We start from the raw sequence: 13988 nt of genomic DNA, 5'->3' as shown, positions 1-13988 counted from the left end.
CGGGCGCTGGTGATGGCGATCGTCAACCGCACCCCGGACTCGTTCTACGACCGCGGAGCCAGCTTCGACGACGTCGCCGCCCAGCAACGTGTGGATCAGGTGGTCGCCGAGGGGGCCGACATCATCGACGTCGGCGGGGTGAAGGCCGGGCCCGGCCAGGAGGTCGACGCCGAGACGGAGGCCGGGCGTGTCGTCGGATTGATCTCCTGGATTCGCGAACGGCATCCGACCGTGCTGATCAGCGTCGACACCTGGCGAAGCGAGGTGGCCGATCAGGCGTGCGCGGCCGGCGCCGACCTGATCAACGACACCTGGGCGGGGTTCGACCCCGACATCATGGCCGTCGCCGCGGCGCATGGCGCCGGGATCGTCTGCTCCCACACCGGTGGCGCGGTCGTCCGGACCCGCCCGCATCGCGTGTCCTACGGCGATTCGGTCGACGATGTGGTGGCCGATGTGATCGCGGAGGTGACCTCGGCGGCACAACGTGCCCTGGCCGCAGGGGTGCATCGAGACTCCATCGTTATCGATCCGACGCACGATTTTGGCAAGAATACTCACCACGGGCTCGCTCTGTTACGCCATGTAAAAGATCTTGTTAACACGGGCTGGCCGGTGCTGATGGCGCTGAGCAACAAGGATTTCGTGGGGGAGACTCTGGGTACGGACCTCGAGCACCGGTTGGAAGGGACTCTCGCCGCGACAAGTCTGGCCGCCGCCGCAGGCGCCCGGATCTTTCGCGTACACGAGGTCGCAGCCACCCGGCGCGTGGTCGACATGGTCGCTGCCATCGCGGGAACGAGACCGCCCGCCCGAACAGTCAGGGGACTCGCATGACAAAGCAGCAGAAGCGACGTAAGCCCAGCACCGTCAACAGCCGCGACAAGGCCGCGGTGTGGCCGACCGCCGCGCAGGTACCGGGGACCAGGCAGCGTTGGACGGCGACCCACACCTGGGAGCAGCCGGAGTGGACCGTCGACGAGCTCGTCGCCGCCAAGAACGGACGCACCATCTCGGTGGTACTGCCCGCCCTGAACGAAGAAGAGACCGTCGCCGACGTCATCGCGACGATCATGCCGCTCTACGGGTCATTGGTCGACGAACTCATCGTCCTGGACTCGGGTTCGACCGACGCCACCGCCGAGCGCGCCCTGGCCGCGGGTGCGCAGGTGATCAGCCGCGAGGAGGCGGTCCCCGAACTCGAACCGGTCAAGGGCAAGGGTGAGGTGCTGTGGCGTTCGATCGCCGCGGTCACCGGCGACATCATCGCCTTCGTCGACTCCGACCTCATCGACCCGGATCCGATGTTCGTGCCCAAGATGCTCGGCCCACTCCTGGTCAACCCGGAGATCCAGCTGGTCAAGGGCTACTACCGACGTCCGTTGCGGACCGGTGGCACGCAGGACGCCAACGGCGGCGGTCGCGTGACCGAGCTGGTGGCGCGTCCGCTGCTGGCATCGCAGAAGCCCGATCTGACCGCCGTCCTGCAGCCGCTGGGCGGTGAGTACGCCGGAACGCGGGAGATGCTCTCGTCGGTGCCCTTCGCGCCGGGCTACGGCGTCGAGATCGGTCTGCTCATCGACACCTACGACCGATACGGCCTCGCCGGGATCGGACAGGTCAATCTGGGCGTGCGTACCCACCGCAACCGACCGCTGATCGAACTCGGTGTGATGAGTCGCCAGATCGTCGGAACGCTCATGCGCCGGTGCGGCATCGAGGATTCCGGGGTGGGGCTGACCCAGTTCACCGCCGAGCCCGACGGGTCGTTCACCCCGCACACCACCGAGGTCTATCTCGAGGACCGTCCGCCGATGAACACGCTGCGAGCCATGTCCACCAAGGCCGAGGAGATGGCCTCCTAGTCATCGAGGAGCTGGTGACCCGCACACCGGGCCCGGCGACAACACGCCCGGCTTCCACTCCGGGCATGGAGTCGCCGGGTCCGTGTGTGTGCCGGGTCTGTCAGGATGGAACGCATGCAGACGCTGCTGCTGTACCTGCTGATCATGGCGCTCGTGGTCGCGGTCGTGTTCGCGGTCGTGTGGTTCGTGTTCGGACGCGGCGAGGACCTGCCGCCGGTGGAGCGCGACACCACGCTCACGCGACTACCGACCGTGGGGATCTGCGGCGACGATGTCCGGGCACTGCGATTCGCGCAGACTCCCCGGGGTTACAAGCAGAGCGAAGTCGATTGGGCGCTTGCACGTCTCGCCGGTGAGGTCGACGACCTCCGGGCGGTCATCGCGCGTCTTCGTAGCCGCGAGACGGCCGCTGTCATTGCCGAGGCCCCGGCCGGCGAGCCCGGCGTATCAGGCGCCGGGACTGCGGCGACGAGCCGGGAAAACGGCGTTCCCGACGCCGGAATCGACTCGCCGACACCGTGGGAAACCGGCCGGTCGGTACCCCCGGAGAGATGAGCACACACCGGCGGAACGGCATTCGTGTCGCGCACTGGCAATCGTGTGAGACGCAGCAACGTATCATGTTCGGAGCAGGGACCTTGAAGGGAGCTTGAGAATGGCGGCAATGAAGCCACGTACTGGGGACGGCCCCCTCGAAGCGGCCAAAGAAGGGCGTGGAATCGTTGTCCGGATTCCGATCGAGGGTGGAGGTCGCCTCGTCGTCGAGCTGACCGCCGACGAAGCAGCCGCATTGGGTGAAGAACTGCGCGGGGTCACCGGCTGAACCGGTCGGACGAGGGCAGTTCCCATGGGGCCCGGGCGGACACACCGACACCGCGCCGGGCACATGGCCTCGCCTCCGTCGTCGAGCTCTTGCGTTGTCCGGTGTGTTCCGGATCGCTCGTGGCGGACGACAACTCGCTGCGTTGCCGCAGCGCCCATTCTTTCGACATCGCCCGGCAGGGCTATGTCTCGCTACTCGACGGTCGTTCGGGCAGCTTGCGCGCGGACACTGCCGCGATGGTGGCGGCGCGCGCTCGTGTGCACGACGCCGGGTTCTTCGACCCGGTGGTCGACGCGGTCGCCCGTGGTGCGAGCCGCTTCGGCGCCGACCATCCACGACGGGTGGTGCTCGACGCGGGCGCCGGTGGCGGACACTATCTTCGCGCCGCGGTCGCACGGATGGCGGGTGCCGCCGGATCGTCGCATGCCGAGGTCCAGGGGATCGGCATCGACCTATCGAAGTACTGCGCTCGCGCGATCGCTCGTGGCCCCCACTCCGAGGCGGCGATCGTCGCCGACATCTGGCGTGGTCTACCGCTCGTCGATGGCGCTGTCTCGGTGGCCCTCTCGGTGTTCGCGCCGCGCAACGCCACCGAGTTCGCGCGGGTGCTCGCACCCGACGGCGGACTGGTCGTCGTCAGCCCGGCGGCAGATCACCTCACCGAGATCATCGAGCCGATGCAGATGCTGAGTGTGGACGCCGGGAAGTCCGCGCGGCTGCACGCCGCGCTCGACGACGGTTTCGAGGTGATCGACACCTCACCGCTGCGCTACACCACCGAGGTCGACGCCCGGACCATCGGTGACCTGGTGGCCATGGGCCCCTCGGCCTTTCACGCCGAGGAGGCCGACATTCGCTCCCGTGCAGAGAAGTTCGCCGGTGAACGCCCGGTGCCGGTCACGGTGTCGGTCGTCGTCACCACATGTCGTCCTTCGCGCCCGGCTCAGCGCAGCACGGACTCGTAGACCGCCAGGGTCTGTTCGGCGATACTCGCCCACGAGAACTCGGCTTCGGCGCGCTCGCGGCCGGCCACACCCATCGCCGTCGACGCGGCCGTGTCCGCGACGACGGTGTTCACCGTCTCGGCCAGATCGAGTTCGAAGGTCTGCGGGTCGACCGGGTCGTACCGGACCAGCCGGCCGGTGACGTGATCGCGGACGACCTCGGGGATACCACCGACCTCCGACGCCACCACCGCGGTGCCGCAGGCCATCGCCTCGAGGTTGACGATGCCCAGCGGCTCGTACACCGACGGGCAGACGAAGACCGATGCCGCGGTGAGTATCTCGCGGATGCGGGGGAGGGGGAGCATCTCCCGCACCCAGTGCACGCCGGGACGCGCAGCAGACAGCGCCCCGACCGCACGCTCGATCTCGGCGCCGATCTCGGGGGTGTCCGGGGCGCCGGCACACAGCACGAGCTGGATCTCCGGATCGAATCGGTGGGCCGCGGCGACCAGATGGGCGACCCCCTTCTGCCGGGTGATACGTCCCACGAAGGCGACGATCGGACGGCTCGGATCGATGCCGAGGGCGGTCAGCGTCGACTCGGGACCGAACGGGTCGTCGACGGGGTACCACTGGGTGGTGTCGATGCCGTTGCGCACCACATGGACACGTTCGGGATCCAGGCGGGGGTAGATGTCGCACACCTCGGTGCGCATGCCCGAACTCACCGCGATCACCGCGTCGGCGTACTCGACGGCATTGCGCTCCACCCAGCTCGAGACCCGATAGCCGCCGCCGAGCTGTTCGGCCTTCCACGGTCGTGACGGTTCCAGGGAGTGCGCGGTGAGGATGTGCGGGACACCGTACAACTGACCGGCGAGGTGGCCGGCGAGCCCGGTGTACCAGGTGTGGGAGTGCACCACGTCGGCACCTTCGGCGCCCACCGTCATCCTCAGGTCGGCCGACAGTGTGGTGATTGCGGCGTTGGCTCCGGCGAGACCGGGATCCGGCGCGTAGGCGGCCGCGGTGTCGCGTGCGGCGCCCATGCAGTGCACGTCCACTGTGGCGAGATCGCGTAGGTGACGGACCAATTCGGTGACGTGCACACCCGCGCCGCCGTACACCTCAGGTGGATATTCCCGTGTCATCATCGCCACCTTCATGGCGTCGACGCTAGTGCCATCGCGCAGACTTTTCCATCGGGGGTGTCGGACACAGCTGTGTTCGACGCGCCCGCATCGCACGCCGATGCGATCTTCCCCGCCCGTCGTCTGGCCCGCGATCGCGATCGCGGTTAAGTTGAAGGAGTGAGATCTCAGCCGCACGTCCTCGGCATCGTCCTCGCGGGCGGCGAAGGTAAACGTCTGTACCCGTTGACGATGGACCGGGCCAAACCAGCGGTGCCGTTCGGCGGCGCCTACCGGTTGATCGATTTCGTGCTGTCGAACCTGGTCAATGCGGGTTATGAGCGAATTTGCGTGCTGACGCAATACAAGTCGCACTCTCTGGACCGCCACATCTCGCAGACCTGGTGGACATCGGGCTTCCACGGCGAGTACATCACCCCGGTGCCGGCGCAGCAGCGGCTCGGTCCCCGGTGGTACACCGGCAGCGCCGACGCGATCTTCCAGTCGATGAACCTGATCAGCGACGAGCAGCCCGAGTACATCGTGGTCTTCGGTGCCGATCACGTGTACCGGATGGACCCGTCGCAGATGGTCGCCGCGCACATCGACTCCGGCGCCGACGTGACCGTCGCCGGTATCCGTGTCCCGCGGGCCGAGGCGGTCGCCTTCGGGTGCATAGACGCCGACGAGAGCGGCAAGATCACCCGCTTCCTCGAGAAGCCCGCCGATCCGCCCGGAACCCCCGACGATCCGGAGTCGACGTTCGCCTCGATGGGCAACTATGTGTTCACCACCGAGGCCCTGGTGGACGCACTGCGCGCCGACGCCGCGGACTCGGACTCCGACCACGACATGGGCGGTGACATCATCCCGGCGTTCGTGGCGCGGGACACGGCGTTCGTCTACGACTTCAAGGACAACGAGGTGCCCGGGGCGACCGAACGCGACACGGGCTACTGGCGCGACGTCGGCACCCTGGACGCGTTCTACGAGGCGCACATGGACCTGGTGTCGGTGCACCCGATCTTCAACCTGTACAACAGGCGCTGGCCCATCCGCGGTGAGACGCACAACCTGCCGCCGGCCAAGTTCGTCCAGGGCGGCGTGGCAGACGATTCGGTGGTCGGTTCCGGCTGCATCATCTCGGGTGGGACGGTGCGCAATTCGGTGTTGTCGTCGAATGTCATCGTCGAGGACGGCGCCATTGTGGAGGGCAGTGTGCTCATGCCCGGTGTCCGCGTCGGGAAGGGCGCGCTGGTACGCAAGGCGATCCTGGACAAGAACGTCGTCGTCGGCGACGGTGAACAACTCGGCGTCGACGTGGCCGCCGACCGCGAACGGTTCTCGGTCAGTGCCGGCGGTGTGGTGACCGTGGGCAAGGGGATTCGGGTCTAGCGCCCCAGTGCGGTGGCGATCAGCTCCGGGATGTCGGCGTCGGTGTTCGGCGGCAGATCGGTGATGGGCCACCACTGCAGGTCCACCGACTCCTCGCTGCGTTCGAAGCCGGGCAGCTCCCCGTCGGGTGTCGGCGCGGACACGACCCGGTAGCGCACGTCGAGGTGCCGGGTGGGCACGCCCAGGGAACAGGTGATCGGGTGGGTGTGCAGGTGAACGAGCCCGCCGCTGCCCGCGCTGCCGTCGAGTTCGAGTCCCGGTATCCCGGATTCCTCGCGCGCCTCGCGCAGCGCCGCGTCGGCCAGTGTCTCGTCGGCGGGCTCGCAGTGTCCGCCCAGCTGAATCCACTTGCCGACGCGCGGATGAAGCGTGAGCAGCACGTGCTCTCGCGTGGCGTCGAACACGATCGCCGACCCGGTGAGATGCCCTGCGGCGCAGGCACGTAGGCAGGCGTCCGGCCTTGCGGCGAGGAATGCGAGGTAGGCGTGCCGAAGGCTGCTCTGTGCGGAATCGGGTGCGGCCCAGGCGGTGAGGGCGTCGACGGCCGAGGCGTGCAGCGATTCCGCGGTCACAGTTCGATCACCCAGTCCCGGATCGGAGCCGCCTCGCGCAGCGGAGCGGGTTCGAGGGGGTATCCGACGGCGACGGCTCCCAACGGTTCCCACGTCTCGTCCAGTTCGAGGACCCGACGAACCGTCGGTGCCGCGAAGATGGTGGAACCCACCCAGCAGCTGCCGATCTCGCGCACGGACAGGGCGACGAGCAGACCGGCGACGGCGCCGCCGGCCGCCACGGTGAACATCGTGTGCTCGGCGGCGTTGCGGCGCTCGTCGGGGTACTCGTGGACGCCGTCGGGCACGAGGAACGGGATGACCAGTTCCGGGGCGTCGTAGAGTATCCGGCCGCGGCGGAGTCGCTTGACGATGGATTCGGCTGTCTTGGAGTCGGATTCGAGGTCGGCCTGCCACTGCTCGGTCATCGCGTCGAGCAACTCACGACGCCGGTCGGCCGAACGTACCCACGCGAAGCGAACCGGGTGGGTGTGATGCGGCGCGGGAGCGGTCAGTGCGTCGCCGAGCGCGGCGCGCAGGTCATCGGGGTCGACGGGTCGGTCGGCGAAGGAACGCACCGAGCGGCGCGTCCGGATGGCCTCTCGACGGCCCTGCGCGATCGCCTCCTCGGTGCCGAGCCGGAACAGGTCCTCCTCGGCCGGACGGATCAGATCGGCCGCGGTGGTGCCGTTGTCGACCGGGGTGAGTCCGCGCACCACGGCGACGGGGACGGCAGCGAGCTTTCCCTTCACCAGGTCGCCCGCGGCGGCCAGCTCGTCGGCGATCGCGATGTCGGTGACCACCAACGGATTTCCGTAGTCGTCGGTACCGCCGTCGTAGGGGTGGGTGACCCCGATCCCCGCGGCGCCGATGGCCACATCGGTCTGGCCGTTGCGCCAGGCGCGGCCCATCGTGTCGGTGATGATCACCGCCACGTCGAGGCCGGCCGCCTCGGCGATGCCGCGCCGGAGTTCGGCGGCGCTGCGGTCGGGATTCTCGGGGAGCAGGGCGAGCTGATCGGAACGCACGTTCGAGCCGTCGATACCGGCTGCGGCCTGGACGAGGCCCAGCCGGTTCTCGGTGATGAGGGTGCGGTTCTTGCGGGCGAGCACGCGGACCGACTCCGCCTCGACGAGTCGGCGGCGCAGAGCGTCGCGCTCGTCGGGATCGGTCGGTGCCCCGACCATGCGCCCCTCGGCCTTGGAGATGATCTTGCTGGTCACCACCAGGACGTCACCGGAGGCCAACCAGGGTGCGGCGGAGAGGATCTCGGCGGCGACATCGGAACCGGTGGTGAACTCGGGCAGGCCGGTGACCGGACGGATCTCGAGGCTTCCCGCGGCGCGATGGTCGGTGCGTGGTCTCACGCCGTGCCCGCATTCGTGTCGGGGAGTGCGACACCGACCAGGGCGCAGGCCGCGCGGATCATCTGCGCGGTGGCGGCGGGGTCGGTCATCAGCAGCGGGGCCGCGCCGACGGCGACACCGTCGACCGCGGCGTGGTCGCCCTCGGCGATGAGCCAGCCGTCGAGGATGCCGTTGCCGCTGCGTGCCCCGTAATGCGCGGCGATGCCCGCTGCCGAGGACTCCACCCCGATCACGGAGAGACACTCGTCGGCCATACCGCGCAGGGGCCGGTTGTCGATGACCGGCGAGATGCCGACGACGGGTGCCTTGGTCTGTCGCAGCGCACTGCGCATGCCCGGAACGCTGACGATGGCACCGATACTCACCACCGGGTTCGACGGCGCGAGCAGGATGACGTCGGCGTCGGAGATCGCGTCGAGCACGCCGGGGGCGGGTGCGGTGTCGTCGGAGCCGACCTGTGCGAAGCCGAACGTCGGGATCTGTGCGCGGTGCCGCACCCACCACTCCTGGAAGTGGATCGCGACCCGCTCGCCCTCCTCGCCGTCCGGTTTGGCGATGACCACGTGGGTCTCGTGCCGGTCGTCGGTCACCGGCAACAGGCGCACACCGGGGTTCCACCGGCGGCACAGTGCCGCGGTGACGTCGGACAGGCGGTAGCCGGCATCGAGCATCTGGGTGCGGATCAGATGGGTCGCGAGATCGCGGTCGCCGAGGCCGAACCAGTCTGGATCGGCACCGTAGGCGGCGAGTTCCTCTTTGGCGTGCCAGGTTTCGTCGCGCCTGCCCCATCCCCGGTCGGGATCGATGCCACCGCCGAGGGTGTACATGCACGTGTCGAGGTCGGGACAGATCCGCACCCCGTGCATCCACGCGTCATCGCCGACGTTCACGATCGCGGTGATCTCGTGATCGCCCGGAGTGCCGGGTGATGCATCGTCCTGGGGGAGTGGGAACGCCGTCGGACCGAGCAGCTCGCGCAGCCCGAGGAGGAAACGTGCCCCTCCCACGCCGCCGACGAGTACGGTCACCTTCACAGCTGGTACTCCTTCACACCGTCACTCTAATGGGCGGTGCGGCGGTGCCGTACGTGGCTGTCGAACGCCGCCCGGCCGTCACGGCGGACGCGGCACACCGATGTGACTTTGGTAGCGGAGTTCGCTCCAGGTCGTGTCGAGCCACAGAGATGTCCGATCGCAGTGGTATTAAGAGAATCTTTGTCTTCAACTTGACCGGGACCGCCTTGGGCGTGTGTAATCACATCAGTGTCATTCCGGGTTTGCGATAGAGAACCTCGGAGGTCGAGAACCGCTGGACACCAACGGATTCGATCACATGTTCGAACTCGGAAGAGGGTCGGTGCCGACACTTGAAGTGCCGTCGCTCGGGCGCTGTGTGTATGACGATGTGGGCAGTTGCCGCAGTCGTAGTACAAGTGGTGTGGCAGCAGTGGTGGGTGCGGCACCGGCCGTGTTCGCAAAGGACAGCAAACTACCAAACATCCCGAGCTAGGAGGCGCCGACGATGGCTTTGGACAACCCGATCGGCAATCCGCTTGAAGCACATAACCGCCCACAATTCGTTGCCGAGTTCAACACCCTTGGCCCCGTTGATGATTCGATGATCGGTGGCACCGCTCAGGCGGCCGTCATCGGGGTCGATCCCGACGCAGGCATCCTCGGCGACCCGACCATGGACAGCCACGAGCCGAGCGCTGCGCGGCATCTCTCGTTGGTGCCCAACGACTTCGACGCCCTGTTCGACGCAGTCGAGGAACAGTGGCAGGACCGCGCCCTCTGTGCGCAGACCGATCCCGAGGCGTTCTTCCCCGAGAAGGGCGGATCGACCCGGGAGGCCAAGAGGATCTGCCAGGGCTGCGAGGTCAAGCCCGAATGCCTCGAGTACGCCCTCCAGAACGACGAACGCTTCGGTATCTGGGGCGGACTGTCCGAGCGCGAGCGCCGTCGGCTCAAGCGCGGCATCATCTGAGCGTCCGACGACGACTCACGATCACAACACCATCGCCACTGCACTGATGTTCTGAGCCTGGCGAGGTTCTGGGCCCGGCGAGGTTCTGGGCCCGGCGAGGTTCTGGGCCCGGCGAGGTTCTGGGCCCGGCGTCGTCCACTCCTGCGGGCGACACGACAGACATCGGTTATCGACCGCGGATCACTCTGGTCCGCGGTCGATGGTGTCTTCGTCGACTCCCAGATGCGTGGCAACCTGCTGCACCAGAACCTCGTGGATCAGATCCAGGAGTTCGCTGCCCTTCTTGGCGCGCGACTCCAGCGGCCGGCGGAACAGGATGATCTGCGCCCGCGTCGGCACGCCGTTCACATCCATGCCCGCCGGGATGAGGCGGGCCAGCGGCACCGCACCGTCGGCGGTCACCTCATCGGGCCACTCGACGGTCTCGGGATCGCGGGGGAGCAGTCGTGGGATCTCGTCGACGGCGATGTCCAGGCCCGCGATCTGATCGTGCCACTGCGCGTCGATCTCGGCGAAGGCCTCGAGCGCGACGGCGTCGAACTCGTCGGACCGGCTGTTGTAGGCGGGTACTCCCTGGGGCAGGAGCGGCGACCGCAGCCCGCGACCGCGCCGGTCGCGATGACGCCCCGGACGCCGACGGCCGCGTCGGGGCCCCGGGGTTCCGGAGGAGCCACGAGGAGCCGGCTTCGGGTCGATGCGCATGGCGCGAGTCTAGGAGGTCGGGGTGGCCGGTGTCTCGCCCGGTGGCGCCTCGTTCTGAGCGTGTCGCCGCAGTGGTTGTAGGCGGCGAGGGCTAATCTCGTCACGTGAAGCTTCCCCGTCTGTGCTGCCGACCCGGCTGCGCCCGATCCGCGGTGGCTACCCTGACCTTCGTCTATTCCGAGTCGACCGCGGTCATCGGCCCGCTCGCGACGTCGGTGGAGCCGCACTCCTGGGATCTGTGCGATGACCATGCCCGCCGGATCACCGTCCCGCGCGGCTGGGAGATGCTGCGCAGCGAGCGGGGCTTCTCGGCGCCGCCCGCGGAGGATCAGGAACTGACGGCGCTCGCCGAGGCTGTCCGTGAGGCCGGTGCCGTGGCGGGCGGTGGTCGTCCCCGTTTCGTGGACCGCGGCCCGGTCGATTCGCTCGACGCCTTCGACGGGCCCCGTCTGGGTGACTCCCGTCTGGCCGATGCCGGGGTGGACGCCGCCGTCGAGGATCGTCGTTCCGGTCGGCACCGGGCAGGTCCCGTCGACCCGCAGTCCGCGGGCGGCGCGGGTGCGCCACGCCATCAGACGCGACCCCGTCCCGGTCGTCGCGGACATCTTCGGGTTCTACCGGATCCGGTCGACTGACCGGACACCACCACGCGGGGGGCGTGGAACCTGTTGTCGCTGTCGGGGGCCGCGAGACGAGTACCGGCCCGACCGATCGCCGGGGGTCCGTCGCGACGTCTGTGCCGCGTACGTGGGCGCCGACACCGCGGGCTGGCTACCCTGGTCACATGCGTACCGGTTCCCCTGACCTCGATGATGCCGAGGAGCTGATCTCCGCGGATCTCGACGGGTTGCTGAGAGCTGTCGCCCTCGCGGGCGCGCAGGTCCGCGCAGTCGCCGAAGCGGCTCGTGAGGGTGTCCTCGCGCCCCTGGCCGATCTCCGGCCCCGCAGCGTCGTCGTGGTCCACGGCGCCAGCGGTGTGTCGCATCGGGCCGCGGAACTCGCGGTCGCGACTCTCGCCTCGCGTGTGGACGTACCCGTGGTGAGCGGTCCGGTGTTGCCCGGCTGGGTCGGACCGCTCGACGTGGTGGTCGTCGCGGGCGACGATGCCGGCGACATGTCCCTGGCCGATGCGGCGGCGCGTGCTCATCGCAGGCGGGCCGAGGTCGTCGTGGTCGCCCCGGTCGCGGGCCCGCTTCGGGATGCGTTGGGCGGCAACGGAATAGATCTTTCGCCGCGTTTCGACATCGAACCCCGGTTCCGGTTCGTGGGCTTCGTGGCCGCACTCCTGGCGGTGTTCGGGGCGCTGTCGCAGGTTCGCTTCACCGGTACGGCGCCCGTGCTCGACGAACTGGCCGACGCCCTCGACGAGGAGGCATCCGCCGACCACCCCGGTCGCGAGACCTTCCGCAACCGGGCGAAGTCGCTGGCCCTGCGCATCCAGGACCGCCCCTCGGTGTGGAGCGCGGACAGTCCGGCGGGAGCCGTCGTGGCGCGACATGCCGTCACCAGCCTGGTGGGTCTGGCCGGAGTCGTCGGTGCCGCAGCCGAACTCGCCGATGTCTCACGGATGTCGCGCCTGCTCGAGGCGAGGTCCGGCGGGGCGCCTGCCGCGGACTCGATCTTCTACGACCCCGACATCGACGGCCCACCCCCGGCGCAGACGCCCCGTGTGCTGGTGGTCTCGACCGCCCGCCGCGAGTGGTACACCAGGCAGCGGGTCGCCGGCCTGGGCGACGTGGACCTGGTGGTCGGCGCCGATCGCGCGGAGGGTGCGCCGGCAGATGCCGGTGCCGGCGTCGCGCAGTGGGACGACCTGCGCCCGGCGCCCGGCGATGATCCGGTGGCCGACGGCCCGGGGGATGTCCGGGATTTCCTGATCGTGGCACTACGGGTCGAGATGGCGGCGGTGTACCTCCGTCTGGTTGGGAACACGATGCAATGAGAATCATCGACGGTGTGGTGCGCCCCTATGCGTGGGGTTCCCGGACGGCGATCGCGTCGATGCAGGGCAGGCCGGTGCCCTCGGCGCACCCCGAGGCGGAACTGTGGTTCGGTTCGCATCCGGCGGGTTCGGCGCGCTGCATCGACGTCAACGGCGTCGAGCAGGACCTCGTCGACGTGATCGACGCAGACCCCCTCGGGGCTCTCGGTGCGGAGAGTACGGCCGCCTTCGGCAACCGACTCCCGTTCCTGCTCAAGGTCCTCGCCGCCGAGGAACCACTGTCGCTGCAGGCACATCCGTCCTCCGAGCAGGCACGCGCGGGGTTCGAACGCGAGAACGCCCGCGGCCTGGCCATCGACGCCCGCGACCGCAATTACCGCGACCCGTGGCACAAGCCCGAGTTGATCGTCGCGATCACCCCGTTCAACGCGCTGGCCGGTTTCCGTACACCCGAGGTGACCATTCGTCTTCTCCGGGAATTGCAGGTGAGTGAGCTCGATCCGTACCTGGGAATGCTCGCCGGACAACCGGATTCGGAGGGCCTGCGGGCGCTGTTCACCACCTGGCTCACGCTGCCGGAGTCGTTGATCAGGCAGCTCGTGCCCGCCGTGCTCAACGGTGCGGTCGCTGCGCTGAGCACCGGCGAGACCGAGTTCACCGCGGAGTTGCGCACGGTGTGCGAGCTCGGTGAGGACTATCCGAACGACCCGGGAGTGCTCGCGTCGCTGTTGCTCAACAACATCCACCTGGAGCCGGGACAGTCTCTCTATCTGGCCGCGGGCAACCTACACGCGTACCTACGCGGCACGGGTGTGGAGATCATGGCCAACTCCGACAACGTGTTACGCGGTGGGCTGACGCCCAAGCACATCGACGTACCCGAACTGTTGCGTGTCCTCGACTTCACCCCGGTCGATGCCGCGGCGCTCTCGCCGCCGGTGCGGACGATCGGTGCCGAACGGATCTATCTCACCCCGGCCCCCGAATTCAGGCTGTCGCGAGTCGAATTGGACGGCACCGGGCTCCATCACGCCTCGTCGATCAGTTTCGACATGCCGGGGCCGCAGATCCTGGCCGTCCTGAGCGGTGCCGTGGAGGTTCGGCCCGCCGGCGGCGCGCCGTTGACCGTGCCCGCGGGTCGGGCGTTGTGGATCACCCACGACGACCCGGACGTCACCGTTCACGCGGCGTCGGCTCGCGCGGTGTTCTACCGTGCGCTGGTTCCGGTCTCGGTGACCGCGCGGCCGGGGCACTCGTCGCCCGTGGCCAGTGCCGTGGAGTGA

15 protein-coding genes are annotated in these 13988 nt (G+C 68.7%); 10 read left to right on the top strand and 5 right to left on the bottom strand.

The window, feature by feature from the left end; all coding sequences use genetic code 11:
* Nucleotides 1–12: 12 nt before the first annotated feature.
* From folP to H1R19_RS16040, 5 genes are all read left to right on the top strand, one after another.
* Nucleotides 13–837 carry a dihydropteroate synthase gene (gene folP / locus H1R19_RS16060; RefSeq protein WP_188328016.1) on the top strand — a complete coding sequence of 275 codons (825 nt, stop codon included), beginning with the start codon at nucleotides 13–15 and terminating at the stop codon, nucleotides 835–837.
* Nucleotides 834–1865: a glucosyl-3-phosphoglycerate synthase gene (locus H1R19_RS16055; protein ID WP_188327518.1), complete on the top strand. Its 1032-nt coding sequence runs from the start codon at nucleotides 834–836 to the stop codon at nucleotides 1863–1865. The genes folP and H1R19_RS16055 overlap by 4 nt, the downstream gene beginning before the upstream one ends.
* 114 nt (nucleotides 1866–1979) lie before the next feature.
* Nucleotides 1980–2420, top strand: coding sequence for a DivIVA domain-containing protein (locus H1R19_RS16050; RefSeq protein ID WP_219849544.1), 441 nt, complete (start codon nucleotides 1980–1982; stop codon nucleotides 2418–2420).
* 100 nt (nucleotides 2421–2520) lie between these two features.
* A complete protein-coding gene (locus tag H1R19_RS16045; protein ID WP_004019232.1) occupies nucleotides 2521–2688 on the top strand; it encodes a DUF3117 domain-containing protein in 168 nt (55 codons plus the stop codon).
* A gap of 101 nt (nucleotides 2689–2789) precedes the next feature.
* Nucleotides 2790–3653 carry a putative RNA methyltransferase gene (locus H1R19_RS16040; protein ID WP_342354897.1) on the top strand — a complete coding sequence of 288 codons (864 nt, stop codon included), beginning with the start codon at nucleotides 2790–2792 and terminating at the stop codon, nucleotides 3651–3653.
* Here H1R19_RS16040 and glgA read toward each other — a convergent pair.
* Entirely contained in the window at nucleotides 3632–4798 is a 1167-nt protein-coding gene (gene glgA / locus H1R19_RS16035; protein WP_219849543.1) for a glycogen synthase, read from the bottom strand. The two genes, H1R19_RS16040 and glgA, sit on opposite strands and share 22 nt — an antisense overlap.
* 144 nt (nucleotides 4799–4942) lie before the next feature.
* Here glgA and glgC point away from each other — a divergent pair, with 144 nt between their 5' ends.
* On the top strand, nucleotides 4943–6157 hold the full coding sequence (glgC, locus tag H1R19_RS16030; RefSeq protein ID WP_188327520.1) for a glucose-1-phosphate adenylyltransferase: 1215 nt from the start codon (nucleotides 4943–4945) through the stop codon (nucleotides 6155–6157).
* On the opposite strand, the gene H1R19_RS16025 is transcribed toward glgC, so the two are convergent.
* Genes H1R19_RS16025 through cofD form a run of 3 tightly spaced genes read right to left on the bottom strand, consistent with a single transcriptional unit; the run spans nucleotide 6154 to nucleotide 9109 of the window.
* Nucleotides 6154–6729, bottom strand: coding sequence for an NUDIX hydrolase (locus H1R19_RS16025; protein ID WP_219849542.1), 576 nt, complete (start codon nucleotides 6727–6729; stop codon nucleotides 6154–6156). The genes glgC and H1R19_RS16025 overlap by 4 nt on opposite strands.
* A complete protein-coding gene (locus H1R19_RS16020; RefSeq protein ID WP_219849541.1) occupies nucleotides 6726–8075 on the bottom strand; it encodes a coenzyme F420-0:L-glutamate ligase in 1350 nt (449 codons plus the stop codon). Before H1R19_RS16020 ends, H1R19_RS16025 begins: the two co-directional genes overlap by 4 nt.
* The gene (gene cofD, locus H1R19_RS16015; RefSeq protein ID WP_188327523.1) at nucleotides 8072–9109 is read right to left on the bottom strand and encodes a 2-phospho-L-lactate transferase; all 1038 of its coding nucleotides are present in this window, start codon (nucleotides 9107–9109) and stop codon (nucleotides 8072–8074) included. The genes H1R19_RS16020 and cofD overlap by 4 nt, the downstream gene beginning before the upstream one ends.
* A 694-nt stretch (nucleotides 9110–9803) precedes the next feature.
* Here cofD and H1R19_RS16010 point away from each other — a divergent pair.
* On the top strand, nucleotides 9804–10061 hold the full coding sequence (locus H1R19_RS16010) for a WhiB family transcriptional regulator (RefSeq protein WP_188328018.1): 258 nt from the start codon (nucleotides 9804–9806) through the stop codon (nucleotides 10059–10061).
* A gap of 180 nt (nucleotides 10062–10241) precedes the next feature.
* On the opposite strand, the gene H1R19_RS16005 is transcribed toward H1R19_RS16010, so the two are convergent.
* Nucleotides 10242–10763 (bottom strand): metallopeptidase family protein, encoded by a 522-nt coding sequence (locus H1R19_RS16005; protein WP_188327524.1) that lies wholly within the window; start codon nucleotides 10761–10763, stop codon nucleotides 10242–10244.
* A gap of 104 nt (nucleotides 10764–10867) precedes the next feature.
* Between H1R19_RS16005 and H1R19_RS16000 the strand changes: the two genes are divergently transcribed.
* The 3 genes from H1R19_RS16000 (at nucleotide 10868) to manA (ending at nucleotide 13988) form a co-directional block, all read left to right on the top strand.
* On the top strand, nucleotides 10868–11398 hold the full coding sequence (locus H1R19_RS16000; protein ID WP_188327525.1) for a DUF3499 domain-containing protein: 531 nt from the start codon (nucleotides 10868–10870) through the stop codon (nucleotides 11396–11398).
* A gap of 149 nt (nucleotides 11399–11547) precedes the next feature.
* A complete protein-coding gene (locus tag H1R19_RS15995; protein WP_188327526.1) occupies nucleotides 11548–12705 on the top strand; it encodes a hypothetical protein in 1158 nt (385 codons plus the stop codon).
* The gene (gene manA / locus H1R19_RS15990) at nucleotides 12702–13988 is read left to right on the top strand and encodes a mannose-6-phosphate isomerase, class I (protein ID WP_188327527.1); all 1287 of its coding nucleotides are present in this window, start codon (nucleotides 12702–12704) and stop codon (nucleotides 13986–13988) included. Before H1R19_RS15995 ends, manA begins: the two co-directional genes overlap by 4 nt.

It is taken from the genome of Gordonia jinghuaiqii (genome assembly GCF_014041935.1).
Classification (GTDB): Bacteria; Actinomycetota; Actinomycetes; order Mycobacteriales; family Mycobacteriaceae; genus Gordonia; species Gordonia jinghuaiqii.
The sequence above is the reverse complement of the archived record's forward strand: the minus strand, read 5'-3'. Positions and strand labels throughout refer to the sequence as shown.